Annotated in this window: 27 protein-coding genes, 1 tRNA gene and 1 pseudogene; 18 read left to right on the forward strand and 11 right to left on the reverse strand. The window is 29.2% G+C overall.

Going from position 1 to position 25,780, the window contains the following annotated elements; translation table 11 throughout:
• From ACULEV_RS00775 to ACULEV_RS00820, 10 genes are all read left to right on the forward strand, one after another.
• Window positions 1-3,447 (forward strand): DUF6443 domain-containing protein, encoded by a 3,447-nt coding sequence (locus ACULEV_RS00775; RefSeq protein ID WP_445456787.1) that lies wholly within the window; start codon window positions 1-3, stop codon window positions 3,445-3,447.
• 1 nt (window position 3,448) lies between these two features.
• On the forward strand, window positions 3,449-3,775 hold the full coding sequence (locus ACULEV_RS00780; RefSeq protein ID WP_445456788.1) for a hypothetical protein: 327 nt from the start codon (window positions 3,449-3,451) through the stop codon (window positions 3,773-3,775).
• A gap of 384 nt (window positions 3,776-4,159) precedes the next feature.
• Window positions 4,160-5,371, forward strand: coding sequence for an RHS repeat domain-containing protein (locus tag ACULEV_RS00785; RefSeq protein ID WP_445456789.1), 1,212 nt, complete (start codon window positions 4,160-4,162; stop codon window positions 5,369-5,371).
• Window positions 5,372-5,383: 12 nt separating this feature from the next.
• On the forward strand, window positions 5,384-5,920 hold the full coding sequence (locus ACULEV_RS00790; RefSeq protein ID WP_445456790.1) for a hypothetical protein: 537 nt from the start codon (window positions 5,384-5,386) through the stop codon (window positions 5,918-5,920).
• A 134-nt stretch (window positions 5,921-6,054) separates the two neighbouring features.
• Entirely contained in the window at window positions 6,055-6,438 is a 384-nt protein-coding gene (locus ACULEV_RS00795) for a hypothetical protein (protein ID WP_445456791.1), read from the forward strand.
• Between the two features lie 5 nt (window positions 6,439-6,443).
• Window positions 6,444-7,067: a hypothetical protein gene (locus ACULEV_RS00800; RefSeq protein WP_445456792.1), complete on the forward strand. Its 624-nt coding sequence runs from the start codon at window positions 6,444-6,446 to the stop codon at window positions 7,065-7,067.
• A gap of 98 nt (window positions 7,068-7,165) precedes the next feature.
• A complete protein-coding gene (locus tag ACULEV_RS00805; RefSeq protein ID WP_445456793.1) occupies window positions 7,166-7,429 on the forward strand; it encodes a hypothetical protein in 264 nt (87 codons plus the stop codon).
• Window positions 7,430-7,444: 15 nt separating this feature from the next.
• On the forward strand, window positions 7,445-7,801 hold the full coding sequence (locus ACULEV_RS00810; protein WP_445456794.1) for a hypothetical protein: 357 nt from the start codon (window positions 7,445-7,447) through the stop codon (window positions 7,799-7,801).
• A 53-nt stretch (window positions 7,802-7,854) separates the two neighbouring features.
• Window positions 7,855-8,424 (forward strand): hypothetical protein, encoded by a 570-nt coding sequence (locus ACULEV_RS00815; RefSeq protein WP_445456795.1) that lies wholly within the window; start codon window positions 7,855-7,857, stop codon window positions 8,422-8,424.
• A 264-nt stretch (window positions 8,425-8,688) separates the two neighbouring features.
• Window positions 8,689-9,825: an RHS repeat domain-containing protein gene (locus tag ACULEV_RS00820; RefSeq protein WP_445456796.1), complete on the forward strand. Its 1,137-nt coding sequence runs from the start codon at window positions 8,689-8,691 to the stop codon at window positions 9,823-9,825.
• A 34-nt stretch (window positions 9,826-9,859) separates the two neighbouring features.
• Here the strand turns inward: ACULEV_RS00820 and ACULEV_RS00825 are convergent, their stop codons facing one another.
• On the reverse strand, window positions 9,860-10,678 hold the full coding sequence (locus ACULEV_RS00825; RefSeq protein WP_445456797.1) for a lysostaphin resistance A-like protein: 819 nt from the start codon (window positions 10,676-10,678) through the stop codon (window positions 9,860-9,862).
• Between the two features lies 1 nt (window position 10,679).
• Window positions 10,680-11,009 carry a helix-turn-helix domain-containing protein gene (locus tag ACULEV_RS00830; RefSeq protein WP_445456798.1) on the reverse strand — a complete coding sequence of 110 codons (330 nt, stop codon included), beginning with the start codon at window positions 11,007-11,009 and terminating at the stop codon, window positions 10,680-10,682.
• Between the two features lie 161 nt (window positions 11,010-11,170).
• Here ACULEV_RS00830 and ACULEV_RS00835 point away from each other — a divergent pair, with 161 nt between their 5' ends.
• The 7 genes and pseudogenes from ACULEV_RS00835 to ACULEV_RS00865 all read left to right on the forward strand — a co-directional run.
• The gene (locus ACULEV_RS00835) at window positions 11,171-12,940 is read left to right on the forward strand and encodes an RHS repeat domain-containing protein (protein WP_445456799.1); all 1,770 of its coding nucleotides are present in this window, start codon (window positions 11,171-11,173) and stop codon (window positions 12,938-12,940) included.
• Window positions 12,941-12,952: 12 nt separating this feature from the next.
• Window positions 12,953-13,465 (forward strand): hypothetical protein, encoded by a 513-nt coding sequence (locus tag ACULEV_RS00840; protein ID WP_445456800.1) that lies wholly within the window; start codon window positions 12,953-12,955, stop codon window positions 13,463-13,465.
• An 11-nt stretch (window positions 13,466-13,476) separates the two neighbouring features.
• Window positions 13,477-13,989: a hypothetical protein gene (locus ACULEV_RS00845; protein ID WP_445456801.1), complete on the forward strand. Its 513-nt coding sequence runs from the start codon at window positions 13,477-13,479 to the stop codon at window positions 13,987-13,989.
• 216 nt (window positions 13,990-14,205) lie between these two features.
• Window positions 14,206-14,358: a hypothetical protein gene (locus ACULEV_RS00850; protein WP_445456802.1), complete on the forward strand. Its 153-nt coding sequence runs from the start codon at window positions 14,206-14,208 to the stop codon at window positions 14,356-14,358.
• A gap of 4 nt (window positions 14,359-14,362) precedes the next feature.
• On the forward strand, window positions 14,363-14,866 hold the full coding sequence (locus ACULEV_RS00855; protein ID WP_445456803.1) for a hypothetical protein: 504 nt from the start codon (window positions 14,363-14,365) through the stop codon (window positions 14,864-14,866).
• Window positions 14,859-15,266: a hypothetical protein gene (locus ACULEV_RS00860; RefSeq protein WP_445456804.1), complete on the forward strand. Its 408-nt coding sequence runs from the start codon at window positions 14,859-14,861 to the stop codon at window positions 15,264-15,266. Before ACULEV_RS00855 ends, ACULEV_RS00860 begins: the two co-directional genes overlap by 8 nt.
• 26 nt (window positions 15,267-15,292) lie before the next feature.
• A pseudogene (locus ACULEV_RS00865) lies at window positions 15,293-15,427 on the forward strand (RHS repeat-associated core domain-containing protein); the annotation flags it as partial.
• Between the two features lie 425 nt (window positions 15,428-15,852).
• On the opposite strand, the gene ACULEV_RS00870 reads toward ACULEV_RS00865, so the two are convergent.
• From ACULEV_RS00870 to tamL, 4 genes are all read right to left on the reverse strand, one after another.
• A tRNA-Leu gene (locus ACULEV_RS00870) sits at window positions 15,853-15,934 on the reverse strand.
• A 132-nt stretch (window positions 15,935-16,066) separates the two neighbouring features.
• Window positions 16,067-16,921, reverse strand: a complete 855-nt coding sequence (gene accD, locus ACULEV_RS00875; RefSeq protein ID WP_445456805.1) for an acetyl-CoA carboxylase, carboxyltransferase subunit beta — start codon at window positions 16,919-16,921, stop codon at window positions 16,067-16,069.
• Window positions 16,922-17,048: 127 nt separating this feature from the next.
• A complete protein-coding gene (gene fbaA, locus ACULEV_RS00880; RefSeq protein WP_445456806.1) occupies window positions 17,049-18,116 on the reverse strand; it encodes a class II fructose-bisphosphate aldolase in 1,068 nt (355 codons plus the stop codon).
• A gap of 45 nt (window positions 18,117-18,161) precedes the next feature.
• On the reverse strand, window positions 18,162-20,738 hold the full coding sequence (gene tamL / locus ACULEV_RS00885; protein WP_445456807.1) for a translocation and assembly module lipoprotein TamL: 2,577 nt from the start codon (window positions 20,736-20,738) through the stop codon (window positions 18,162-18,164).
• A 13-nt stretch (window positions 20,739-20,751) separates the two neighbouring features.
• Here tamL and ACULEV_RS00890 point away from each other — a divergent pair, with 13 nt between their 5' ends.
• On the forward strand, window positions 20,752-21,474 hold the full coding sequence (locus ACULEV_RS00890) for a TrmH family RNA methyltransferase (protein ID WP_445456808.1): 723 nt from the start codon (window positions 20,752-20,754) through the stop codon (window positions 21,472-21,474).
• Between the two features lie 3 nt (window positions 21,475-21,477).
• Here ACULEV_RS00890 and porT read toward each other — a convergent pair whose 3' ends face one another.
• The 5 genes from porT to ACULEV_RS00915 all read right to left on the reverse strand — a co-directional run bounded on the left by porT (window position 21,478) and on the right by ACULEV_RS00915 (window position 25,600).
• Window positions 21,478-22,173 (reverse strand): type IX secretion/gliding motility protein PorT/SprT, encoded by a 696-nt coding sequence (porT, locus tag ACULEV_RS00895; RefSeq protein ID WP_445456809.1) that lies wholly within the window; start codon window positions 22,171-22,173, stop codon window positions 21,478-21,480.
• Window position 22,174: 1 nt separating this feature from the next.
• Window positions 22,175-22,906 carry a bifunctional demethylmenaquinone methyltransferase/2-methoxy-6-polyprenyl-1,4-benzoquinol methylase UbiE gene (ubiE, locus tag ACULEV_RS00900; RefSeq protein WP_445456810.1) on the reverse strand — a complete coding sequence of 244 codons (732 nt, stop codon included), beginning with the start codon at window positions 22,904-22,906 and terminating at the stop codon, window positions 22,175-22,177.
• A 40-nt stretch (window positions 22,907-22,946) separates the two neighbouring features.
• Window positions 22,947-23,432: a dihydrofolate reductase gene (locus ACULEV_RS00905; protein ID WP_445456811.1), complete on the reverse strand. Its 486-nt coding sequence runs from the start codon at window positions 23,430-23,432 to the stop codon at window positions 22,947-22,949.
• Window positions 23,433-23,454: 22 nt separating this feature from the next.
• The gene (locus ACULEV_RS00910; protein WP_445456812.1) at window positions 23,455-24,816 is read right to left on the reverse strand and encodes an aldehyde dehydrogenase; all 1,362 of its coding nucleotides are present in this window, start codon (window positions 24,814-24,816) and stop codon (window positions 23,455-23,457) included.
• Between the two features lie 88 nt (window positions 24,817-24,904).
• Window positions 24,905-25,600, reverse strand: a complete 696-nt coding sequence (locus ACULEV_RS00915) for a DUF547 domain-containing protein (protein WP_445456813.1) — start codon at window positions 25,598-25,600, stop codon at window positions 24,905-24,907.
• Between the last annotated feature and the right edge of the window lie 180 nt (window positions 25,601-25,780).

Here is a 25,780-nt window from a genome sequence, read left to right on the forward strand (position 1 = left end):
ATGAAGAAATTATTATATATATTAGTACTAATCCCTATTCTTGCTTTTTCCCAAAGTCAAGATCAGAATTATATAAGAACCATAACCTATAAAAAGCCAACTACTGAAGTAACTGTAGATGTTACCAATCCAGCAGATGCAACTGTACAGATAACCTACTTTGATGGACTAGGAAGACCCATCCAACAAGTAGCACACAAACAATCCAATTCAGGTAAGGATATAATTACTCACATAGAATATGATGCTTTTGGTAGACAAACCAAAGACTATTTACCTTATGTGAATCAATCTGCTTCTTTGAATTATACTGATGTAGCTACAGTAGCTACCGATTTAAATAGTTTTTACAGCACGCACAATGGAGGAACAACCAATCCGTATAGTGAAAAAGAACTAGAAGCTTCACCTTTAAATAGAGTTTTCAAGCAAGCTGCTCCTGGTGATGCATGGGTAATGGGACAAGGCAAAGAAATAAAATTTGATTACCAAACCAATACAGCTACCGAAGTAAAATGCTTCAAAGCTTTGGCTACTTGGGACGCTACTTTGCAACTATATACCATTAAAATCAGCAGTCCGCAAACTTATTATGGTGCTGGCAAATTATATAAAACCATCACCAAAGATGAAAACTGGACCTCAGGAGTAAACAACACTACCGAAGAATTTAAAAATAAGCAAGGAAAGGTAGTTTTAAAAAGAACCTACAACAATGGAGATAAACACGACACTTATTATGTGTATGATGAATATGGGAATTTAACCTACGTTTTACCACCTTTAGCAGAAGGAATTGGAACACAAGCCAATCTTGATAATTTAGGTTACCAATACAAATATGATTACCGTAATCGTTTAGTAGAAAAGAAGTTACCAGGCAAACAATGGGAATTCATCATCTATGACAAACTAGATAGACCAGTAGCCACAGGACCAGTATTTTCTCCTTACGGAGGTACTGCCGAAGGCTGGATGATAACCCAGTATGATGTATTTGGAAGAGTAACCCAAACGGGTTGGAAACAAATGACTGTAACTGCAACAAGCAGAACAACGAACCAGAACAGCGTTACTGCTGGAAGCAATCCTTTTGTGTTAAGTGCCAATGATATTCTGACCAAAAACTATTATGATGATTATAGTTTTCCAAATGCTCCACAAGTTCCTGCACAAATAGAAGGACAAAATACTGTTAGTACAGCGAATAAGTTAAGAGGATTACCAACAGGCTCCTGGACAAAAGTATTAGATATAAACAATCCAAATGCTTCTGAATTATCATATACCATTTATGATGAAAGATACAGACCCATTCGAAGTTATACCAGCAACCATTTAGGAGGTTATACTCAAGTAGACAGCAAATTAGATTGGGCTGGAAAAACGGAGTACACCATGACCACACACAGGTATGACAATAATTCCAGTATAATTACCATAAGAGACACCTTTGAATACACCGACCAAGACCGTTTACGCCTGCACAAACAACAAATTGGCAGTGGAGACGAACAATTAATTGCCAAAAACACCTACGACGAACTAGGACAATTAATCAGCAAAAATGTAGGAGGTCTAGATGTAACAGGAGCTTCTGGTTTACAAACCGTAGATTACAATTATAACATAAGAGGTTGGCTGAAAAACATAAACGATGTCAACAACATAGGAACTGATTTGTTTTCATTTAAAATTAATTACAATGATGCAGAAACCGCAACAGATTTGTACAACGGAAACATTTCAGAAACCTTTTGGAAAACAAATAGCGATAATAAGCTAAGAAAGTACCAGTTTTCTTATGATAATCTAAATAGATTGTTAGACGCAAGTTACACTCGAATAAACGAAACCACAGCACCTAATGCTTACCGTGAACAGTTAGATTATGACAAAAATGGAAATATACAAAGACTAAATCGCTACGGTGTTATAGATGACCCTGATTATGCCATTCATATTGATAATTTACTATATGAATATGACAATGTAAATAAAAACCAGTTACTAACCGTTACCGATGAAACCGAGTCACCTCAAGGATTTAAAGACGGAGAGAATGAAGGAAACGATTATGAGTATGATGCCAATGGAAATATGAAGGCAGATAACAACAAGGGAATAAGAGATATACTCTATAATCATTTGAATCTACCTACAGAAATTAATTTTGCAAGTGCTGACAAAATTTCCTACATTTACAATGCAACAGGTCAAAAAGTATCTAAAGTAGTGACAGAAAATAGTAACATAACAAAAACTGATTATTTAGCTGGAGGATTTCAGTATAAAGACAGTTATTTAAAATTCTTTCCACATCCAGAAGGTTATGTCAATGTAGTTGATTCCCATGGAATAAATAACTATAACTATGTTTTTAATTATACTGACCACTTAGGAAACATACGAGTAAGTTATGGAGTTGACCCAGATACACAAACCCTAAAAATATTAGAAGAAAATCACTATTATCCTTTTGGATTAAAACACGAAGGTTATAATATGGACTATAAAACCTATCAACAAATATTGGAAGAGTCCATAAAAATTAAAATGGCTAGTCCTGTAGATGCAGTTTACAAGTATAAATACAACGGAAAAGAACTACAAGACGAGTTAGGGCTTAACATGTATGACTACGGTGCAAGAAATTATGACCCAGCTATAGGTAGATGGATGAATATTGATCCGCTAGCGGAAAATTCTAGAAGATGGACACCTTATAATTCTGTTTATAATAACCCTTTACGTTTTGTTGATCCTGATGGAATGCAGGCAGATGATTTAATTTTTAAAGCTAAATCTGGTTCTAATCCTGCTAGTCAATCTGCAATAAGTAAAACCCAAGATGTTATAAATGGAGGCTTAGGAGGTGATTATGCAAGTATTGATAAAAACGGTAAGCTTTCACTAAACATAACTAGAGACGAGTTGCAAACTGATGAACAAAAAGGGCTTTATGATGTATTAAGTACTGCTATGAATGGGGAAAAAGATGTGAGTGTAGATGTTTACGAAAGCGATAAAACAATCATGGGAGGAAGTATGCAAGCAAATAAACCAGATGCACCTGGTAAAATTGATATAGACGATATTATAGCTTTTGGAACAGGAGAATTAAGAAATGCTTATAGTACAATGGGTCATGAAATAGCAGAAACTACGGAAAAACAATTAAATGGCAACACAGATTATGTTAATAATGATGGTACTGGTGCTCATCAAAAGGCTAATACAATAGAGGAATCTTTAAATGGTGGATGGACTGTAGGAAATGCAACAATGTCTAATAGGAAAGTTGATAAAATTACTGAAAGAACAGCTATAGGAACAAGAACATCTAATGTGATTTCAGGGAATGTAACTGTGCCACATACTAGAAATGGAGTAACAAGAAATTACAATTATACTATTGTACAAGGAAATGTTGTCAAAAAAAAATAATATGAAAAAGCTTTTTTTACTTTTAATAATTTTTTCATCATGTAAATCTAAATTAATAGATAAAGATTTAGCAGGTAGAGTTTATAATTATCACATTGGAGTTGTAGAAAATTATTTAAAAAACAGTTATATTGATGATGATTCATCCTTAAATAGATCTATAATTTTTTTAGAGAATATTTCTAAAATAAAAAGTGATGTAATTGAGCAAAGAGATTTTTTCTATTCTCCATCTTTTAAGAACTTAAAAGATTGGAAAAGATGGTACAAAAAAAATAAGAATAAATTATATTGGAATGAAATTGAGCAAAGATTAGAATTAAAATAATATGATAATATCTCACGCTGGTGCAAGCATCTGGCTTGTGCCCACAAAGTAAATAACCAAAGACAAACCACTTTGTAAGTAGATCCAACAAGTTGGCAAGAATTGTTTAAATAGGTTGAAAGCTTTTTTTAAAATGATGAATATGAATTTAATCAAGAATGGTTTTCTGTCAACATTACTAGAAATTTTAATAATATGCTTAGTTTATTATATTTTAGTTTATTTATTTAAAAGATATAATTATAATATTAGTAAATGGAAGATAGCGCAATTAGTTATATTGTTATGGGTGCTGTATTTTACTGTATCTTTTTTATTATCTGTTTTCTTTGATATAAATATTTAACTATTTTTTTAATAACAATAAAACCACTCTATAAAGGAGTGGTTTTTAATAATGGAAACAACAAAATTTCCTACATTTACAATGCAACAGGGCAAAAAGTAACTAAAGTAGTGAATGAAAATAGTGTCATAACAAAAACTGATTATTTAGATGGGTATCAGTATAAGGATAATTATTTGCGATTTTTTCCACATGCAGAAGGCTATGTAAATGTGGTTGATTCTCACGGAGTGAATAATTACAACTATATTTTTAATTACACAGACCACTTAGGAAACATACGAGTAAGTTATGGAGTTGACCCAGATACACAAACCCTAAAAATATTAGAAGAAAACCATTATTATCCTTTTGGATTAAAACACGAAGGTTATAATATGGACTATAAAACCTATCAACAAATACTGGAAGATGCTATAAAAATTAAAATGGCTAGTCCTGTGGATGCTGTTTACAATTACAAGTACAATGGGAAGGAACTACAAACAGAGCTAGGACTTGACCTTTACGATTATGGTGCAAGAAACTACGACCCTGCTATAGGTAGATGGTTGAATATTGACCCGTTAGCAGAGAAGTATCTTAATTTTACACCTTATAATTATGTAAGTGATAATCCTATTAATTTAATTGATCCAGACGGCAAAGATGGCGTAAGAGTAGTTGATACTAAGAATAAAACAATTACCATTAAGGCAGTATATTTTTTAAGAACAAAAGACAAGGAAACTAGAAAAGGAACAGAGAAGGGTTATTCAGCCAAGCGAATTGCTAAAATTGAGAAAAGAACAAATGAATGGTTAAATAAACAAAAATTAGTAGCAGATGAAGGTGAATATGAAGGCTATTCAGTCAAATTTGATTTATCGTTCAAAGAAGGAGGACACGATTATGAATCTAGAATAAAGGCAGATTCAGAAACTTTAGAAGGAGTAAATATAGGAAACTCAATGGATAAGATGTCTCCTAAAGATGTTAATATCTTCGAGAAATTAGTTTCTTCAGATGGAGAAACGTCAACTCAAACAGGAGGTGTTACAGAGAATGATAAAAATATTACAATGAATACTGATGCCACTACAAAGTTGAACGAAATTCATGAAATTGGGCATACGCTTGGACTTGATCATCCTAAAGGCAAAGGAAATGAATCTGGATTAATGGCTTATCCACCTGAAAAATTTAATCAAAAAGAGGTTAATCAATTGGCCAATAATAGTTTTTTACCAGTTGTAATATTGAAAAATTAAATGAAAATTAGAATGAAAAAGTACATATTATTTTTTGGATTATTTTTTATAATAAGTTGCTCTTCGAAAAAAGAAGTTTTTGTTGAAAAAGACATGACAAAAATTTATGATATTGAAGAGAACAATTATCATCTATTTACATTCTATGCATTTAATGATGATAAAAATTTGATTTCAATGTCAGGAGTTGGGAAAAGAGATGATATTAAAAATTTTGAAAATCAAAATATCAAAGCCTTTGTAGAGAGTTTCTTTTCAAATTTTCATTATACACCAAATTTGGATCTAGAAGGAAATTATAACGATATTAGTAGGTGTTTATATGATCAGAACGTAACTTGGCTCGGAAAAAAGATATATGAACCCAGCAAAAAGTTTGAATTTTTACTTGAAGATAAAAGCTACATCATACAAATTGAAGTTAGTGAGTTACTGCCAGATTTAAATATCGACTTAATTGATTCAGAAAATAGTTGCCTTAGGAAAAATTCAGTTGAGTATCCAATAAGTGAAATAAAGAATATTAAAAAGGTTTTTATAATAAGATAGTTATTTACGTAATAAATCAGAGATTACTATGATTTGGTTATGTTACAAAATCAGTGAATAAGTGTTTTACAAACAATAAAACAAAAAACAAACCACTTCGTAATAAAGTGGTTTGTTTTTATTCTGAAAAAAAAATGAATATAAAAAGTATAAATTTTTTAATTATATCTTTTTTCTTAGTCCTTTGCTCATGTAAAAAAGATAGTACTAAAGAAATTGTTAATCAAAAAACTAATGAAATAAAAAAGGAATTAGAATATACAATAGATTTTCCAGACCCTTTATCAGTAACTGGTGGTGATGGAAAAGAAGATTCAAAAAAAAATTCTCTTGAGACAAATGCTCTTAGCGATAGTGTGGGAGCATCAATTCAGGCTACTACTCAAAATACAGACACGGCTCAAGGAGCTACACATTTCTTCTCGCCATACATTGCAACACCATATTGGGCTAAAGGCATGCAAGAAATTAATATTGAAGGTGTAAATAAAAAGGATTTTAAATTTTACAAATATTAGATATTATGCGAAAAAAAATCATATTAGGATTATTATTAGGCTTATTAATTTCATGTAAAATGGATAATAAATCATTGCCTGTTCAGAAGAATACTTCTGATTTTAAAAATGAAGTTGACACTTTATTTTTTAGAAATGACACTATAATAAGTATAAAAAAGGTTTCAAACAATGCCTCAATTTTTAATTGGGGTATTAGAAATAAATATATGAAAACCTCAATTGATACGATTCCATTTAGCGTTCTCAATAAAGAAAAAATTAAGTTTACTGATAAGTATGCTTATATTAAAGATGCTTGTGGTAGTGGGTGTAACTATATATATGTTATGCCATTTGATGAAAATGGGAAAGATTTTTTTGAATTGTATCCTTTGTTGTATGATTTTAAAAAAGATATTGTTATCTATAAAAGTGATAATAAATCAAGTCTTTTGACAATTCAAAATATTTTTACTGGGTATAAAGAAGAATTTATTGAAGACTATGATAGGACCACTAGACCAGAAACATTAGCAATTGATAGTATAAGTTTAAATAATAATATTCTTTTTGTAAAATGGTTTAATGCAGATAAAGAGATTGTTGTTAGTGAAATTGATATTAATAAATTTTTAGAGAGACCTTAGCTACCATAAGAATCATACAGATGCCACTACAAAGTTGAACGAAATTCATGAAATGGGATATACAACAAGAAAGAATGTATTGCATAAGGTAACGGTGATTGAAAGACCATTACCTCCACAAACATCTTTATTTTAATTATTCAGTAATACCTCAAGGAACTAGTCATAGGTTAAAAATATCAAGTGAGTGGTACATAACTACCAGTAATGTACACCAAGCACCTTCTGATAGAGATATTAATAACGCAGGTAGCAGAACAAATTATACATTTGCTATGAGAAATAAGACGGTGTATGTTTATAATAATAAAGGTGTTGTGGCAACAGTACCTATAAATAGATTTGTTAATCCTAAAAACTAAAAGAAGATGAGTATTATGAAAAACACAATTTTTTTTATATTATTTTTTCAAGGTCTAACAAACTTGTTTGGTCAAGAAGGGCAAATAATAAAAATACATAGCATTGAAGAAGCAACTAATATATCTTTAGCTAAAGCAAGAGAGTTAATTAAGAATAGAGAAAACAAAATTATTATATCCTACGAGTATATGTATAAGCTAGATGATATAAACATTGGTGATAATGATTATGTCAAAACTTATGAATATGATATGGATATTTACAAGAAGGGTGAGTTTGTTTATATTTTAAAGGTTTTAATAAATGTAGATAAAAATATACATATTAATACTTCATTATTTAAATGTACAAAACAACCAAAAAAAGGATAGAATTAACTAATATTCAAAATGATATAAATACATATTTAATTGAATAATTGCATATGAAATACATAAATAAAGTAATAATTTTTATCTCTATATTTTTTCTCTTAAGTTGTTCCGCACAAAAGAAACAACCAATAGAAAAGTATAATAATAATACAAGCGTTATTAAAAGTAGAGAAGATGTAAATAATTTAACAGAAAAGTATTTTAGTAATTATAAATATGATAATATACTAGTATTTTCAATATCTGATAAGTGGTATCTGTTTATAACTAAAAACAAGACCTTATTTGAATCGTTTTATGTGAAAAAAGAATCAGACAATGATTATATTGAAAAGTTAGAAGTAACATCGAATGAATTTAAAATTTTGAACAAAGCGTTTAATAAAAATATATATAATAAAGATATAGTGGATTTTCATTCTAAAAAATATAAATTTGATGTAGCTCAAGGAAATAAAACGTATTTTGTACTAACAGATAAATCTAAAATTAGACATGCTGAATTTAGTTTATCAGTAATAATAGATCCTCCTCCAATAAACAAAAAAGTTTATTACTATCTCGTTACTAAATTACTAAATCGCATATCTATTGATTCTGAAGGTAATAATACAGATTAGGGTAATGTTTCAAAGTTAGTGATAGCAATTTAAAAAACAATTAATCACTTGAAAATAAAACAATAATTTAAAAAATATATTGAAAAGGAACGCAATATGGCGTTCCTTTTTGTGTTATATAATGTCTTAAAACGAAGAAAATGGTAAAAAATTCGCCCTCGTGTATTAAAATTAGTGATAGTTTCTTTTAGAGAAAAAAATATTTTTTAAAACCACACAATTGAATATCTTTACAATGCAACAGGGCAAAAAGTATCTAAAGTAGTGAATGAAAATAGTGTCATAACAAAAACCGACTATTTAGCTGGAGTATTTCAGTATAAGGATAACTATTTAAAATTCTTTCCACATCCGGAAGGTTATGTCAATGTAGTTGATTCCCATGGAATAAATAACTATAACTATGTTTTTAACTATACCGATCACTTAGGAAACATACGAGTAAGTTATGGAGTTGACCCAGATACACAAACCTTAAAAATATTAGAAGAAAACCACTATTATCCTTTTGGATTAAAACACGAAGGTTATAATATGGACTATAAAACCTATCAACAAATACTGGAAGAGTCCATAAAAATTAAAATGGCTAGTCCTGTAGATGCAGTTTACAAGTACAAGTACAACGGAAAAGAACTACAAACAGAGCTAGGACTTGACCTTTATGACTATGGTGCAAGAAACTATGACCCCGCTATAGGTAGATGGATGAATGTTGACCCTCTAGCTGAGAATTCTAGAAGATGGACACCATATAATTATGCTTATAATAATCCTATTTACTTTATTGATCCTGATGGAATGCAATCGGAAGGGAATGATTGGATAAGAAATGGAGATGGAACTTATACTGCTCAAGCAGGAGATAGCGCATCTACATTAGCTAGAGACGCAGGGATAACCATTGAAAGAGCAAAAGAAGTAATGGCTAATACTTATAAGTCAAATTCAGAAGGCAATAACATGGGAACATATACTGATGCTGATGGAGTTGAAAAGTCTAAAGTTGATGTAGGAGATACGGTTGCTATTCCTGAACAAGTAAATGCAATTGTTCAAGATACAAAATCACAAAAAGAATTAAATGAATCCATCGAAGCTACTGAGTCAGTAATTGCACAAACTGAAAATAATATTACTAAATTACAAGCACAAAATGATTCATTAGAAGGTGTTATTGAAGGTGTATTACCTAAAAAATCTTTAAAACCTCTTCCTATAGGTCCAGTAGGTAAATATGCTAAAGGTCAACAAGCAATAATGGACGGTATTAAATTTAGGGAAGCTGGTAAATCGGAAGATAAAATAAATGAAAACAAAGGTAAAATTGATAGTATGAAAAGATTTAATCAATTTAGAGAAAGAGTATTAAAAAAAGCGAAAAGCAGAGTTAATAATTAAATATAGAAAAACCTTATTTTCATAACAACTTAAATTAAGGAATATAATATGGATTAATATTTTTTTTATTAATCCATATTTTTTTTAGAATTAATATAAGGCAGAAAAAAGCTATCAATACAATAAACCAATAAATATAATTGAACTCTAAAATATTTATTAATTGCCAATAATCATTTGGATACATACTTAACAAATGAAAAATAAGATTATAAGTCGAATGAAAAATGATTGCAAAAGTTAAATTTAATTTGATAGCAATAATTCCTAAGGTTATTCCTAAAAAGAATATTATTATAAAATAGTTAATATCAATAGGTAAATGCATTAAAGAAAACAACACACTAGAAATTAATATTTTATAACTTAATTTGAAATCGCAGAGTACTTTTATTATTATTCCTCTAAACATTATTTCCTCAACAATTGGGGTTAGAATTACAGTACTAAAAAATAATAATATGTTTTTAGTAAAGTTATTATTACTGGTAAAATCACTATTAACTGATATTTCAATAAATTTAAATGTTTCATCTACCCAAATAATAGGGTCGACTGATATTCTAAAAAATATAGCGGATATAAAAACTAATGGTAAAAAAGAGTATAACTTTATATTTATTTTTTTAATCTTAACATCTCTAATTGTTTTGTCTTTCTTAATGAAATAACATAAAAAAGCAAAGACTATTAACAATAGAATAATCTCTAATAACTCATCTAAGTAAGTAATATTGTTTAAAATTTGATTTTTTATTAAAACGAAAAGAGTGTATGATAATATTAAATTAATTATATAAAAACATATAAATATTAATAAGGTATTTTTGAGAATAGTTGTCTTTTTTAACATTTTAAGAGTATGCTTTTTTAGCTTTATAATCTCTCACAGTCATATCAATAAAATAGAAAAGTTTATCTTTTATATCATCAGGTAACTGTTGAACTTCTAAAACTCGGTTTAAAGTATTTGTGTCTAATAAGACATCGGTATTACCTGTTAGGTAATCTAAAGAGACTTCTAAGAACTCGGCTAATTTATTAGCGGTATCAATAGAAGGCTTCATCTCGTCACGTTCATCTCGTCCAATCACAGGGGATTTTGTTCCCAAGTGTTTAGCTAAATCTTCTTGTGATGAATTTTTATTTTTTCTTACCTCTGTTAATCGTTTACCAAAACTCATAAGTACTATTTAATACTGTAAATACAGCAATGAAGCAAATTTACAGAATATGAAAGTATTAAACAAATATAAAAAATGTTCTTTAAAACTGATTAGCTAAGTTTGAAATTTAAAAGTACAATAAGAATAATTTTAACGATGTCAACAATATAGGAACTGATTTGTTTTCATTTAAAATAAATTACAATGATGCAGAAACCGCAACAGCTTTATACAACGGGAATATTTCAGAAACCTTTTGGAAAACATCAAGTGATAACAAGCTAAGAAAGTATAGTTATACCTATGACCATTTAAACAGATTATTAGACGCAAGTTACACTCGAAAAAACGAAACCACAGCGCCTAATGCCTACAGAGAATCTTTATCTTATGATAAAAATGGAAACATACAAAACCTAAATCGTTATGGTGTTATAGACGATCCAGATTATGCGATTCATATTGATAATTTAATATATGAATATGACAATGTAAATAAAAATCAGTTACTAACCGTTACCGATGAAACCCAGTCACCACAAGGATTTAAAGACGGAGTGAATGAAGGAAACGATTATGAGTATGATGCCAATGGTAATATGAGGGTAGACAACAACAAAGGAATAAGAGATATAATCTATAATCATTTAAATCTACCTACCGAAATAAATTTTGTGAGTGCTGACAAAATTTCCTACATTTACAATGCAACAGGGCAAAAAGTAACTAAAGTAGTGAATGAAAATAGTGTCATAACAAAAACGGATTATTTAGCTGGAGGATTTCAGTATAAAGACAGTTATTTAAAATTCTTTCCACATCCAGAAGGTTATGTCAATGTAGTTGATTCCCATAGAATAAATAACTATAACTATGTTTTTAACTATACCGATCACTTAGGAAACATACGAGTAAGTTATGGAGTTGACCCAGATACACAAACCCTAAAAATATTAGAAGAAAATCACTATTATCCTTTTGGTCTAAAACACGAAGGCTATAATATGGATTACAAAACCTATCAACAAATACTGGAAGATGCTATAAAAATTAAAATGGCTAGTCCTGTGGATGCTGTTTATAAGTACAAGTATAATGGGAAGGAATTACAAAATGAGCTAGGACTTGACCTTTACGATTATGGTGCAAGAAATTATGATCCTGCTATAGGTAGATGGATGAATATCGACCCGCTAGCGGAACAAATGAGAAGACATTCTCCTTATAACTACGCTTTTGATAACCCAATTTACTTTCTTGATCCAGACGGGATGGCTCCTGATGATTGGTATATAGATTCTGTAACAGGTAAAAAACTGGGTCAAGATGGGGCTTCAACGAATAATATTAGGCTAATTAATCGTGTCAATTATCAGGAAATTTCTGAGAAACATGGAGGAACAATGTCGGCTGATGCTACTCAAGATTTACAGAACAATAGTACTATTGTGCATGTAAATGATTCTCAAATCCAAAATGAAGTCCAAGAAATTACAGAATTATCAACAAATTTGGAGCACCAAACATTTTTAACTTTAGATAGAGATTCTGGTGAAGTTTCAGCTGTGCGAGGAAATCCAGGTACAGATGGGAATACAGAGTTTGAGTATATTAAAAGAACAAGTACTAGTGGAGATTCTTATAATACACTTGATGGTAAACTTCTTTTGGGTCAAGTCCATGGACACAATTTAATACAAGACCAAAACAAAAGGAATATTCCAGGGACTTCAGATGCAGATAAAAACACAGCTTCAAGTAGTGGAATGACAATTTATGCGACTGATGCATATAGTCAAAGTGCGGGTGGACAAGTTGAAATTCATAGAGTTAGTTCAGATGGAACACGAACTAATAATATTGGTTATACTCAAGGAAATGCAGGTGGTCAAGGAGCTCCTACTGTAAATTTAGGTTTAGACGCATTAAAAAGATGGAGTGGACTCTAAAAATTTAAACATATGAAATACATCAATAAAATTATTATTGCAATTCTTCTTACTAGTTTTTGTTTATTGAAGATTAGTGCTCAAAATACGATTCCTTATTTAGTTAATTTGGAGACAGAGAAATCTATATATAAAGAAATTTTAAATAAGCCAAAAGAAGATATATCTTTTTTAATAGAAAATTTATCTGATAAAACTTTTAAAATACATTTGATTAATTTTAAAAATAATGACTTACAGATAACTAACAGAAAACTGTTTGTTAACAACGAGTTTTATCCTTTAATTTTTTATACAGATTATTTATTCTATACTAAATTAAAAGATGACAAGCCAATTGTATCGTTTGAAGAAAGCAAAAATGTATACAAGGATATTGCAATACCTACAATCGAAGAGAGGGAAAAAAACAGCCATTTGTATGGTTTAAAAAGAAAGTCAATTATAATTGATAATAGTATATATTGGATAGTAGATAACAAAGGAGATTTATTGGAGACAAATTCAGTCTCAAAATCGGAATAATCAAAATTAGAATGAAAAAATATATTCTTTTTTTGGTCATTAGTCTGAATGTGTACTCTCAAACTAATACTGATAACTATAAAGAAATGTTAGATTCAGCAGTTGTAATTAAACTAAATGAGGCTTATGAACATTACAATGAAGAATTAAAAAAAGATATAAAAACTGAAAATTGGAAGAGTTATATATCTAAATATAAAAACAGATTAGAGAATATTTATTTACTTGATAGTAATCACAATTCTTTTCATTTAAATAGAGATAAATCTACCTCAGATAGTTTTAAAAACATTAATTTATACGACAAAAAAAATAAAAAATTATTAAGAGAGGGAATTAATGCTTGGAAAATATCTTCAACATTAAATAAAAATCGACTAACTGTTTCTATAATAGATTTTATTATAACCTTTAAGGATGGTAAATACAATTTTGCGAATGGGGGTGGTTCAACTATTGTATTTGAATATAATTGTAATAAAATGAGTTGGGAATTTTTAAGTAATAATACTAATGGTATTTAAAAAAAATAACCCTAGCTACTCAAAGATCCTCACTTTAAGGAATAACAAAAAACAAACCGCTTAGTAAAAAAGCGGTTTGTTTTTGTTCTACAAAGAAATTAATTAAAAAGTGATTATCATACACATCCAAATAAAAATTATACAGAAGCAGATGATAGGGCTTCTGGAGATATTGGAGACCAAGGTCATGCTTGGGGTATAATTAATGATAGAACAGTGAATCATAACATTCCTTATGTGCCCGAGAATCTTCCTAAATTTTACATATTTAGACCTAATGTAAAGACACCTTATATGTTTCAATATACTCCATGGGACAAAAAGCTAAACCCAACTAATGTTAATAAAGCAAATGATTTAAAAAGATAATAAGATGAGAAAGTTAATATTTATTTTTATGCTTGTATTTTTGTTTTCATGTAAAAAGGATGAAGAATTTAAGATAGAAAAAATAATTATAGAATATCATGAATCCAAAAATGATTATTCTACTGTAGTTAATATCGATTTTAATTCTTCTGCCATTTACCTTTTTAAGATATATTATACGCAAAATATAATACCTAAAGATCCCGAGGATTATTTTAAAAAAAATGATATAACTAATAAAAACGAGCAAATTTTTGATGAAGGGTTAAAAAGAATAAATTTAACAGAACAAGAAATTAATGCTCTGTTAGATTTAATTAAATCTTTTGAACAAGATGATTATGAATCGAAAAAAGGAACTGACTTTATTGATGGAGGTTTTGTTAAATATCATTTAGTATATAAAGAAAAAGTAGTTGATATCAAAAGAATTAATGATTCTAGTAATAAACAAGTTCAACTTAACAACTTAGTATTTGATATTATTAAAAAGTCAAATCTTGATTAAAATATTATATCTCTCAACACTATGCTTTCTTATAGCTAATTTGTGTTATTCTCAAAAGAGTAAATATATTGACGTTACATTTTTTGATAATAAAGAAATAGTGACAGATGTCAAATACTATCAAATAAAAGAAAATAAAGCATATTTAATGAGATTGGAAAATTCCAAATTAAAGATCGATTATAAAGAAGCTACTGGTAAAGAATTAAAATTACTCGCTCGATACAATAACAAAAATATTGTGTTCTTTATTAAACCAGAAGATATTTACTATTTGAAAATATCAAAGAAACCTTTTAGTTTTAATAATTTTTGTAGAAAGAAATATATAATTAATCAAGGTTTTGATTATGAGGAAATAGTTAAGCAATCCAAAAATGAATATGAATTTATAGAATGAAAAAATAATCGCTCCTTTGGAGCCTATATCAGTACAAATATAATGGGAAAGAACTACAAACAGAACTAGGACTTGACCTTTACGATTATGGTGCAAGAAATTATGACCCTGCTATAGGTAGATGGATGAATATCGACCCATTAGCAGAGCAAATGAGAAGGGTAATGTTTCAAAGTTAGTGATAGCAATTTAAAAAACAATTAATCACTTGAAAATAAAACAATAATTTAAAAAATATATTGAAAAGGAACGCAATATGGCGTTCCTTTTTGTGTTATATAATGTCTTAAAACGAAGAAAATGGTAAAAAAGTCGACCTCGTGTATTAAAATTAGTGATAACCAAAAAGCACATGATAGGCTGTAAATTAATTTGATAGTTTAAACTCTTTCAATGCTTTCAAAATATCCTTTTAGGTTTAGTGAAGGGTTTGTTCGAATTTTATTCGTAGTTGTGATGCCCTTAATTTTGCTCTTTGTAGAATGGTCTGCAGTTTTTTAGAATCAAATTGTAAGTCTATGATTTTAAAAAGTAGCAGTATGACATAGACAAATAAAAAAAGCTGAACTAATGTTCAGCTTTTTTGTGCGGGTAAAAGGACTCGAACCTTCACACCTTGCGGCACCAGATCCTAAGTCTGGCGTGTCTACCAATTTCACCATACCCGCTAAATTGGAGTGCAAATATAATTATTTTTACATATAATCAAAAACTTTTAGCTATTTTTTAAATGTAATTTTTAGCAGTTTTAAAAGACAAAATCACGATAAAAAAATGCCAGCAATTTTGCTGGCATTTTTTTATCGTACTTCTTGATTTAAAATTAAATCTATATATAGGTTAATTTTGTTTTTTAATTCTTTTCGATGTGAAATAAAATCTAGAAATCCATGTTCTAATAAAAACTCAGATGTTTGGAAACCTTCTGGTAGGTCTTTACCAGTGGTGTCTTTAACAACACGAGGTCCTGCAAAACCAATTAAAGCTCCTGGTTCTCCTATGTTAATATCTCCAAGCATAGCATAGGAAGCCGTTGTTCCTCCAGTGGTAGGGTCTGTACAAAGTGAAATATAAGGTATTTTTGCATCTGCTAGTTGAGCTAGTTTTGCTGAAGTTTTGGCTAACTGCATTAATGAATAAGCAGCTTCCATCATTCTAGCTCCACCCGATTTTGAAATCATTACAAAAGGGACTTTGTTTTTAATGGAATAATCAATCCCTCGGGCTATTTTTTCTCCTACAACAGCTCCCATAGAACCACCAATAAAGGCAAAATCCATACAAGCAACAACTAAGTCTTTTCCTTTAGATTTTCCTACAGCTGTGCGAACTGCATCTTTTAACTTCGTTTTCTCCATGGCATCTTTTAAACGGTCACCATATTTTTTTGTATCTTCAAATTTAAGAGGGTCTTTTGAAGTCATTTTAGGATCTAATTCTTTAAATTTATTGTTGTCAAACAATATTTCAAAGTATTCTGCACTTCCTATTCTTACATGAAAATCATCTTCAGGGCTTACCCATAAGTTTTTAGCTAATTCTTCAGTGTCTACGATTTTTCCAGTTGGAGATTTATACCATAACCCTTTTGGAACGTCTTTTTTGTCTTCTGTAGCCGTTTGAATTCCTTTTTCTTTTCTTTTAAACCAAGCCATAATTTTAAGTTAGAAGTTGGAAATTAGAAGTTAATTTTTTCATTTTTAACTTTTCATTTTCAACTTTTTATTAATTTATTTTCAACTTCACTCTTAACACTTCGTACTTTTAACTTTGTATAGTACCTTATAAAGTATTTACGTTATTTAAATCTGCAAAGGCTTGCACTAGTCTTTTGTTAAAAGTAGCTTCACCTTCTCTAATCCATTTTCTTGGATCATAATATTTTTTATTTGGACTTTCCGGTCCATCTGGGCTTCCAATTTGAGTTTTTAAATAATCAATATTTGAAATCATATAGTCGCGAATTCCTTCTGTAAATGCAAATTGCAAATCGGTATCGATATTCATTTTAATTACACCATATGAAATTCCTTCTCTGATTTCTTCTACTGTAGAACCGCTTCCTCCATGAAACACAAAATCAACAGGATTTGCTTCTGTACTAAATTTATTTTGTACATATTCTTGTGAGTTTTTCAAGATTTTTGGAGTTAATTTTACATTTCCTGGTTTATAAACACCATGAACGTTTCCAAAAGCTGCAGCAATAGTAAATCTAGGGCTTACTTTCATTAATTCTTCATAAGCATAAGCTACTTCTTCTGGTTGCGTATATAGTTTAGAGCTATCTACATCAGAATTGTCTACACCGTCTTCTTCACCACCTGTAATTCCTAATTCTATTTCTAAAGTCATATCCATTTTACTCATACGTTCCAGATATTTTTTAGAAATTTCAATATTCTCTTCAATTGGCTCTTCAGATAAATCTATCATGTGTGAGCTAAATAAAGATTTTCCGGTTTCTTTATAGAATTTTTCAGAAGCATCTAATAAACCATCTATCCATGGTAATAAGTTTTTAGCACAATGATCAGTATGTAAAATTACAGTTGCACCATAAGCTTCGGCTAATTCATGAATATGTTTGGCTCCTGCAACTGCTCCTAAAATAGCTGCTTTTTGGTTTTCATTAGAAAGTCCTTTTCCAGCATTAAATTGAGCACCACCATTTGAAAATTGAATAATAACTGGAGCTTTTAATTTTGCTGCGGTTTCTAAGACACCATTTATTGTGCTTGAACCTGTGACATTAACAGCTGGCAATGCAAACCCTTTTTCTTTTGCATATTTAAATATTTCTTGAACTTGATTTCCAGTTGCTACACCAGGTTTTATTGAATGACTCATAGTTTGTTAGTTTAAAATAGTTTACAAAAATAATAATTTAAAAAATTAGAATGGATAATTAATTCCAAAATTTAAAACAGTTCTACTAAAGTTAATATCTCTAAACCATCTTTCACTTTGTTCTTTAGCTGGATTATAAGCCTTATAGCCAAAATCAATTCTAAAAACAAAAAAGTCAAAATCATATCTTAATCCTATTCCTGTTCCTAAAGCGATGTCTTTAAGTGATTCTAATCCGTTAAAAGTATAGGATTTGTCTTCCACATTGTCAAAAATATTCCATATATTTCCAGCATCTGCAAATAATCCTCCGTTTATTTTTCCCACAATATTAAAACGATATTCTACACTTGCTGCGATTTTTAAATTGGCTTCATTAAAATCATTAATTCCACCACTACTTCCTGGTCCTAAACTATAGGCTTGCCAACCTCTATTGTCATTTGAACCTCCTGCGAAATAACTTCTTGAAAATGGAATAGAATTGGCATTGCCATAAGGAATAGCAATTCCTCCAAATGTTCTAAAAGCAAGTATGTTTTTCTTACCTAAATCCCAGTGTTTGATTAAATCAACTTCTCCTTTAGCATATTGGGCATATTCAACGCCAAATAGGGTTTGATTTCCATTGCTGCTTTCTGGTTCTTCTACTTGTTTTGCTATAAGACTAGCAAAATTACCGGCTGTTTCTATTTTTGCTTTAATAGCATAAAATGTATTGTCTAAAAAGCCTTTTTTGGTATTTTTATTATAGGTCAAAGCTGAAGATACAATAAGATTGTTCTCAATTAAACGTTTTCTTCTTTCGCCTATACTTCTTATAGAGTTGTAATCATTAGATTGATTATTGATAGGTATCGTTCCGTTTAAAACGGCATCAATAAAATTAACTGCACTAGGAAATGTAAGATTGCCTGTTGCAGGATCTATGTAGCTTCCTGATGTGTCATAAATTTGTGCCAAGTCATTTAATCTGTTATAGGAAGAATTATATACATTAAAATAATTATCGATATTTAAATTTCTTACAAATTGAATATTTAGTAAATCAAAGCGAATGGTTGTGTCATCCTTTGGTAACCAATTATAATTAATTATACTAGTAAAATTTTCTTTGTCTAGTCCAATATTTTTTTGGTTGGTTAAACCAAAACTCATTTGAGTTGTTGGTAACATTTCTTTTTTAATAAGGGCTGTGGTTTTAAAAGGCAAGAATATTCTTGGGAATGTCAATTTTACATCTGCTCCATATTCAGAAAGATTGAAAAAGGTTCCATTAGGATTTGGTAAATCTCTTGAAGAACCAATATTTCCTCTTGTTGAAATTTCTAATGTTTCAGCTCTCCTAAATAGATTTCTAAAGGTAAGTGAGAGGTTTCCAGTAATTCCAAAATCTTGAATATTTGAATGGTTAAAGTCAATAGAAGCATTTAGATTCTTTTTCTTTAATGGTATTAAATAAATATTTGCAATTAAACTATTTTTATTACTAGAAGTAGTGTCTACAATGTATTCGATATTTGGAAAGTTAAATACTTTTAAATTGCTTAAAGATCTTGAAGTTAAAGTTTTGTCTTTGTCACTAAAATAACTACCTGTCTCAATAAAAACAGCATCTGTTATCGCTTTTGGTTTATAATTTAATTTGTCAATAGAATAGATATTATAATTGTTATAAGTAACACTATCACTTATTTTGTTTCTTTCTTTTTTTAGAACACTATTAGTAAAAATGTTAACTTGACTAATTTTATATATTTTAAATGGCGTTTTTACAAGGGTGTCACCTCTTTTTATTTTTCGATCTTCTATATCGTAAACAACATCAATATTCTTGTTTTTTTCATTTGTAATTATATCATATCTTACATGATTCACTTGAAAATCATAAACACCATTGTTTCTAAAATAGTTAGTTAGTCTAGTTCTTTCTGCATCAAATTTTTCATCATTAAATTGATCGCCAGTTTTAATTAATAAACTATGCTGATTTTTTAAAAATAAACTGTCTAGTTCTGGAGTTTCTATTCTTCTTGAAATGCTGTCAATTAATGAAGCTTCTCCTGTAGAAACTAGGTAAGTTACTTTTCCTCTTTTTAAGCCAACAGAGTCAATTTTAGATGTTATTTTAGCATCAAAATAACCTTGATTATTATAAAATCCTTGAAGTTTATTTTTAGTTGAACTAATTTTTATAGAATCTATAACAACAGGAGCTTCTCCAGTTTTTTTTAGAAAACGACTTAATCCAGATACTAAGAAAGATTGGCTAAGTCTATCTACTTGTTTGTTGGATACAAGTTTAGCTAAATTTTCTCTTCTATTTGGTTTTCTGCTTAACCAAGCATAATATAAAGAATCAGGATTGTCTTTTGCAATATTATATAATCCTAAACGTAATGGAAAACCTAATAGCTTACCATTAGGTTTTTGGCTGATTAAGCTTTCAATTCTTTCATTTTTAACAACTGTGTCATTAGTAATAACTACATTCTTTGTTAAAAGTTGTTTGTTGTCTGGAACTTTTTTTACAATTGAACAAGAGTAAAAGATGGTACCAGTTAGAAATATAAATGCTATTTTTGGAAAGATTTTTTTCAATTCGATAATATAGTTAGTCAAAAATACAATTTTTATGGTTAGTAAAAACCAAATTAAACTTATAACGAGTTTGCAACAAAAAAAATATAGGAAGCAACATCAATTATTTTTTGCCGAAGGTAAAAAAGTAATACAAGAGTTCCTAGATGCTAATTATGAATTGCAAAGTTTATTTGTAACGGATGATTTATTTCTGTCAGTTGATGAAAGCAAAATCCATACCATTTCGGAGAACGAACTAAGAAAAATTAGCGCTTTAACAACACCTAATAATTGTTTGGCACTTTTTAAAATTCCAATTGAGAAAAATGTAACTTTAAGTGGTTTGGTTTTAGCTCTTGATACTATTAGAGATCCAGGAAATTTAGGAACAATAATAAGACTTTGTGATTGGTTTGGTATTGAAACTTTATTGTGCTCTGAAGAAACGGTTGATATATATAATCCTAAAGTTGTACAAGCAACAATGGGTTCGTTAAGTAGGGTAAATGTAGTTTATACTGATTTAGAGGCTAAACTTTTAGAAACTAAATTGCCTATTTATGGAACTTTTATGGATGGAAAAAACATTTATAAAGAATCTCTTTTGAAAGAAGGAATTATTGTGATGGGTAATGAGGCCAATGGAATTTCTAATCCTATTGAAAAAATAATTAATCAAAGAATAACTATACCAAGATTTGGAAAATTGCAACAAACAGAGAGCTTAAATGTGGCGACAGCTACAGCAATAATACTAAGTGAATTTAGACGATAAAAATTAATGAAAAGTGAAATTAATAAAGATTCCTCTGGTTTTCATCGACTGTACATTTCCTGTCCAAGGACTATCTGGAGTATTATCTCTAATTAATTCATCATTCATACTGAAAACACCTCGAATGGATGGTGAAAATTTGAAGTATTCTAGATACAAATCAATACCAAAACCAACTTCGTAAAAGTTTGACCATTTTTTCATTCTAAAACGATCGTTGAAATTGTCATCTGGTGCTTGTGAATTGCTTCCTAGATTTAATGCTGTTGAAAGTCCTCCTAGTAAATAAGGTCTTATATTTCCTGCTCGTTTAGCTGAAAATTTTAATAGCAAAGGGAAATAGATATAAGTTGATTTTACTTCTCTTAAAGCATCGACAGGATTATCAATGCCTGGAAAGGTTAAATTTCTTTGTGTAATGTACAAACCTGGTTCGAAACGTAAATCGACATGGTCTATTATTCTTAAATTTCCTACTAATCCTACATTAAATCCAATAGTACTCTGAGAAACTACATCTTCAGTAGGAGCTAAGTAGTCAAATTTAAAATCGAGACTATTAAAGCCTAAAAAATAACCCCAGTGAACTTTTTGTTTGTCAAAGTTCTCGAGATTTATAATTGGGTCTTTTCCGAATAAACCACCTTGTGCAAAACTCATAGTGGTGGTTAGTAGCAATAAAATAAAAATTCTTTTCATACTATTTCTTAGATGCATGATAAATTGTGGCAACACCAAATGTTTGAGGTAAATGCTTTACATCTATAAACCCAATTTTTCTCAAAATATTGTTTAAAGCTTCTCCAAAAGGGAAAATATTAGCAGAATCTGATAAATATTTATAAGCTACTTTGTCTTTTGAAAATAATTTTCCAATTATTGGTAAAATAAATCGAGTATGAAAAGCATATCCTTGTTTGTAAGGAAATTTAGTAGGGACAGAGGTTTCTAGTATAACAAAAATACCATTTGGTTTTAAAACTCTTAGTATTTCAGTTAATCCTTTTTCTAGATTTTCGAAGTTTCTAACTCCAAAGGCAACCGTTATAGCATCAAAATAGTTATCCGGATAAGGAATGTTTTCGCTATCACCTAATACCATTTGGATTTTAGTGTCTAGTTTTTTCTCCTTAATTTTCTGTTTCCCTATCTCAAGCATTCCAGCAGAAATATCTAAACCAATAATTTCTTCAGAAGAAGTGTTGGTCATTAATATAGCTAAATCACCAGTTCCAGTTGCAATATCTAATATGGTGTTTGGGTTTTTGTCAGCAACAAGTTGTAATACTTTTTTTCTCCATGAAACATCAATTCCGAAAGAAATTACACGATTTAAACCATCATAGTTTCCGGCAATTGCATCAAACATTTGGGCAACCTGTTCTTTTTTACCTAGTTCAGAATCTTTATATGGAGTTATGTTTTTTGACATTGTCTTAATTATATTGAAGGCAAAAATACAAATTTAATTTTCATTTTCTAATGTAAGTGAGATATGTGAAATCGTAAATGTGTTTTTCGTCTTTTGGATGATGTTGTTTTTCAATCAATTCCCAATCATTTGCATTGATTTCAGGAAAAAAAGTATCTGCTTCAATTGAAGCATGAACTCTTGTGAGTTCTATTTTATCGGCAATTTCAATAGATTGTTTGTAAATTTGGCCTCCACCAATAATGAAATTTTCTTCATTTTTAGGGCAAATTGATATGGCTTCGCTTAAGTTACTTACTACAATACAATTTTCTGGAACTGTGTAGTTTTTTTGCCTTGTGATGATAATATGAGTTCTGTTTGGTAATGGTTTTGGAAAGCTTTCAAAGGTTTTTCTTCCCATTATTATATAATGACTAGTGGTTAGCGATTTAAATCGTTTAAAATCATCAGGCAAGTGCCAAACTAAATCATTGTCTTTACCAAGTGCATTGTTTTCTGATGCAGCTGCAATTATTGTAATCATTTTGTTTTTTAGAATTTTGAAATTATAATTTCATTATAAACTTTATTAATTTAAGTTTTCTTAATGTGTGTGGAAAATATTTTAGGCTTAATTCGAGCCAATTTGGTTTTTCCAAAATGCTTTTATAATGGGAAAAGGTTTTAAAACCACTTTCTCCATGATAAGAACCTATTCCGCTTTCTCCAACGCCTCCAAATGGTAAATGGCTATTGCTAATTTGCATTATAGCCTCATTAATTCCTCCACTTCCAAATGAAATTTCATTTAAGATTCTTTTTTTTGTTTTGGCATCATTTGTGAAAACGTAACAAGATAAAGGTTTTGGCCTTTCTTTGATTTTTGTTATTATTACAGATAAATCTGTATATGATATAATAGGCAAAATTGGGCCAAAAATTTCATCTTTCATAATTTCATCATCATCTTTTACATTTTCTAAGATTGTAGGTTCAATATATCGAGTATGACTGTCGTGTTTTCCTCCTAGAAATATTTTTTCTTTATCAATTAAATTTACTAGCCTATTGTAGTTTTTGTCATCAATTATTTGAACATAATTTTCGTTTTCAAAGCTATATTTTGAAGATTCTATTTCTTTTTTGCATTCATTTAAAAAATCTTCTTTAATAGTTTCGTGAATATAAACATAATCTGGAGCAATACAGGTTTGCCCAGCATTCAGGTATTTTGCCCAAATAAGTCTTTTTACAGTTATTTTTAGATTACAATTTGCCGTAATAATAGTTGGACTTTTTCCTCCTAATTCTAAAGTTACGGGTGTAAGATTTTTTGCTGCAGCTTGATATACAATTTTACCTACAGGCACACTACCAGTAAAAAATATTTTATCGAATTTTTGATTTAAAAGAGCTGTAGTTTCAGGGATTCCTCCTTCAATAACTTTAAAAAAACTAGAATCAAAATTTTCATTGACAAGATTTGCAATAGCGTTGCTAGTATTTATGGGTAATTCACTTGGTTTTAAAACTACAGTGTTTCCTGCTGCTATTGACGCTATTGCTGGAGCAAATGATAATTGGTATGGATAATTCCAAGCACCTATTATTAAAGTTACACCTAGTGGCTCTGGAATAATATAGCTTTTACTAGGAAAATTAATCAAATTTGTAGGTGCTTTTTTTATTGCTGCCCATTTTTTTAAATTATTTGTGGCTTCATCAATGTCTTTATAAAGTAAGCTTAATTCGTTTGTGTAATTGTCAAAAGATGATTTTTTGAAATCTTTATATATGGCATTGTCTAATGTTCCTTCATTTTCCTGTAATAATTGTTTGAGTTTTTTTAATGCTGAAATTCTAAAAGACAAAGGTTTAGTATTGTTGTTATTGAAAAATATCCTTTGATTCTTTATTATTTGTTCCATGAAATTATTTTTTCAGATTTGTAATTAAACCAAAAATGCCTGTTTGATTAGTTTTCAAACAGGCATTAAGGTAGTTACTATTTTCTATTTATTTGTGTAAATTCCAATCGTATTCTTTAAATTCTAATTTTGTGTTGTCATTAATTTTTATTGCAGAATATTTATTAATGAAGCCTACCATGTTTACAGGTCCAATAAAATCTGCAAAATACCATTCGAAAATTTTTGACAATTGGCAAGTTGCTACTCCAATAGTGTTTTTAGTTGTATCGTTTATAAAGTTGCTAGTAGCAACATCTAAGTCATAATCGATACTATTTGCAGAATAAGCAGTATTTCTTAATTCTGGTGAAGAAATAGCAGTAGAATATAAAGCAAAATGAACTCTTGGATCATTCATGGGGCGTAAAATTTCGTGCTCAATATGGTCTAAAGAAATTTTTTCTCCGTCAAAATCTATAAATTGCATTTTGAAAGGATCTCTAATATAATTGATGCTTTTTATAGGGTAGTTTTCAACAAGTAATTTTATAATGTTTGCATTGTAAACGTTTATCCAGTATGTCTTAATTTCTGCAACTGTCCAACTTTTATTTGGTGAAATTTTAGAGAAATTATGCGCAATATTGTTTAGTTCTTTAATGTCTTTCAATACTTTGTCATAATCCACAACTCCTTTGCTTGATGCATGCTTTTTTAAGAAATTGTCATATTCTGAAAAATCAATAACTTGACTAAATCCGTTTAGGGTAACAACCAGTAATAATAGTAAAATTTTCTTCATAAGATTTTTTTAATAATTTGATATAATTTAAAAAAACGATTGCAAAAGTAATAAATCTATTTTATAATTTTAGTAAAAATAAGTTAAATTTCATTATTACATTGAAATTAAATTACTGTAAATCATTATAATAAGTCATTATAGTAAGTGCTAATACAATCTTAAGTATTCAATTACACA

The sequence above is a fragment of the Flavobacterium sp. HNIBRBA15423 genome (genome assembly GCF_052655965.1).

What these genes read in the sequence shown, in the direction of transcription:
- ubiE (WP_445456810.1), bottom strand. Translation starts at nt 22,906, where the DNA reads ATGTCAAAAAACATAACTCCATATAAAGATTCTGAACTAGGTAAAAAA.
- fbaA (WP_445456806.1), bottom strand. Translation starts at nt 18,116, where the DNA reads ATGAGTCATTCAATAAAACCTGGTGTAGCAACTGGAAATCAAGTTCAA.
- ACULEV_RS00775 (WP_445456787.1), top strand. Translation starts at nt 1, where the DNA reads ATGAAGAAATTATTATATATATTAGTACTAATCCCTATTCTTGCTTTT.
- ACULEV_RS00840 (WP_445456800.1), top strand. Translation starts at nt 12,953, where the DNA reads ATGAAATACATCAATAAAATTATTATTGCAATTCTTCTTACTAGTTTT.
- porT (WP_445456809.1), bottom strand. Translation starts at nt 22,173, where the DNA reads ATGAAAAGAATTTTTATTTTATTGCTACTAACCACCACTATGAGTTTT.
- ACULEV_RS00780 (WP_445456788.1), top strand. Translation starts at nt 3,449, where the DNA reads ATGAAAAAGCTTTTTTTACTTTTAATAATTTTTTCATCATGTAAATCT.
- ACULEV_RS00815 (WP_445456795.1), top strand. Translation starts at nt 7,855, where the DNA reads ATGAAATACATAAATAAAGTAATAATTTTTATCTCTATATTTTTTCTC.
- ACULEV_RS00810 (WP_445456794.1), top strand. Translation starts at nt 7,445, where the DNA reads ATGAAAAACACAATTTTTTTTATATTATTTTTTCAAGGTCTAACAAAC.
- ACULEV_RS00795 (WP_445456791.1), top strand. Translation starts at nt 6,055, where the DNA reads ATGAATATAAAAAGTATAAATTTTTTAATTATATCTTTTTTCTTAGTC.
- ACULEV_RS00800 (WP_445456792.1), top strand. Translation starts at nt 6,444, where the DNA reads ATGCGAAAAAAAATCATATTAGGATTATTATTAGGCTTATTAATTTCA.
- ACULEV_RS00855 (WP_445456803.1), top strand. Translation starts at nt 14,363, where the DNA reads ATGAGAAAGTTAATATTTATTTTTATGCTTGTATTTTTGTTTTCATGT.
- ACULEV_RS00825 (WP_445456797.1), bottom strand. Translation starts at nt 10,678, where the DNA reads ATGTTAAAAAAGACAACTATTCTCAAAAATACCTTATTAATATTTATA.
- ACULEV_RS00830 (WP_445456798.1), bottom strand. Translation starts at nt 11,009, where the DNA reads ATGAGTTTTGGTAAACGATTAACAGAGGTAAGAAAAAATAAAAATTCA.
- ACULEV_RS00890 (WP_445456808.1), top strand. Translation starts at nt 20,752, where the DNA reads ATGGTTAGTAAAAACCAAATTAAACTTATAACGAGTTTGCAACAAAAA.
- ACULEV_RS00790 (WP_445456790.1), top strand. Translation starts at nt 5,384, where the DNA reads ATGAAAAAGTACATATTATTTTTTGGATTATTTTTTATAATAAGTTGC.
- accD (WP_445456805.1), bottom strand. Translation starts at nt 16,921, where the DNA reads ATGGCTTGGTTTAAAAGAAAAGAAAAAGGAATTCAAACGGCTACAGAA.
- ACULEV_RS00910 (WP_445456812.1), bottom strand. Translation starts at nt 24,816, where the DNA reads ATGGAACAAATAATAAAGAATCAAAGGATATTTTTCAATAACAACAAT.
- ACULEV_RS00915 (WP_445456813.1), bottom strand. Translation starts at nt 25,600, where the DNA reads ATGAAGAAAATTTTACTATTATTACTGGTTGTTACCCTAAACGGATTT.
- ACULEV_RS00845 (WP_445456801.1), top strand. Translation starts at nt 13,477, where the DNA reads ATGAAAAAATATATTCTTTTTTTGGTCATTAGTCTGAATGTGTACTCT.
- ACULEV_RS00905 (WP_445456811.1), bottom strand. Translation starts at nt 23,432, where the DNA reads ATGATTACAATAATTGCAGCTGCATCAGAAAACAATGCACTTGGTAAA.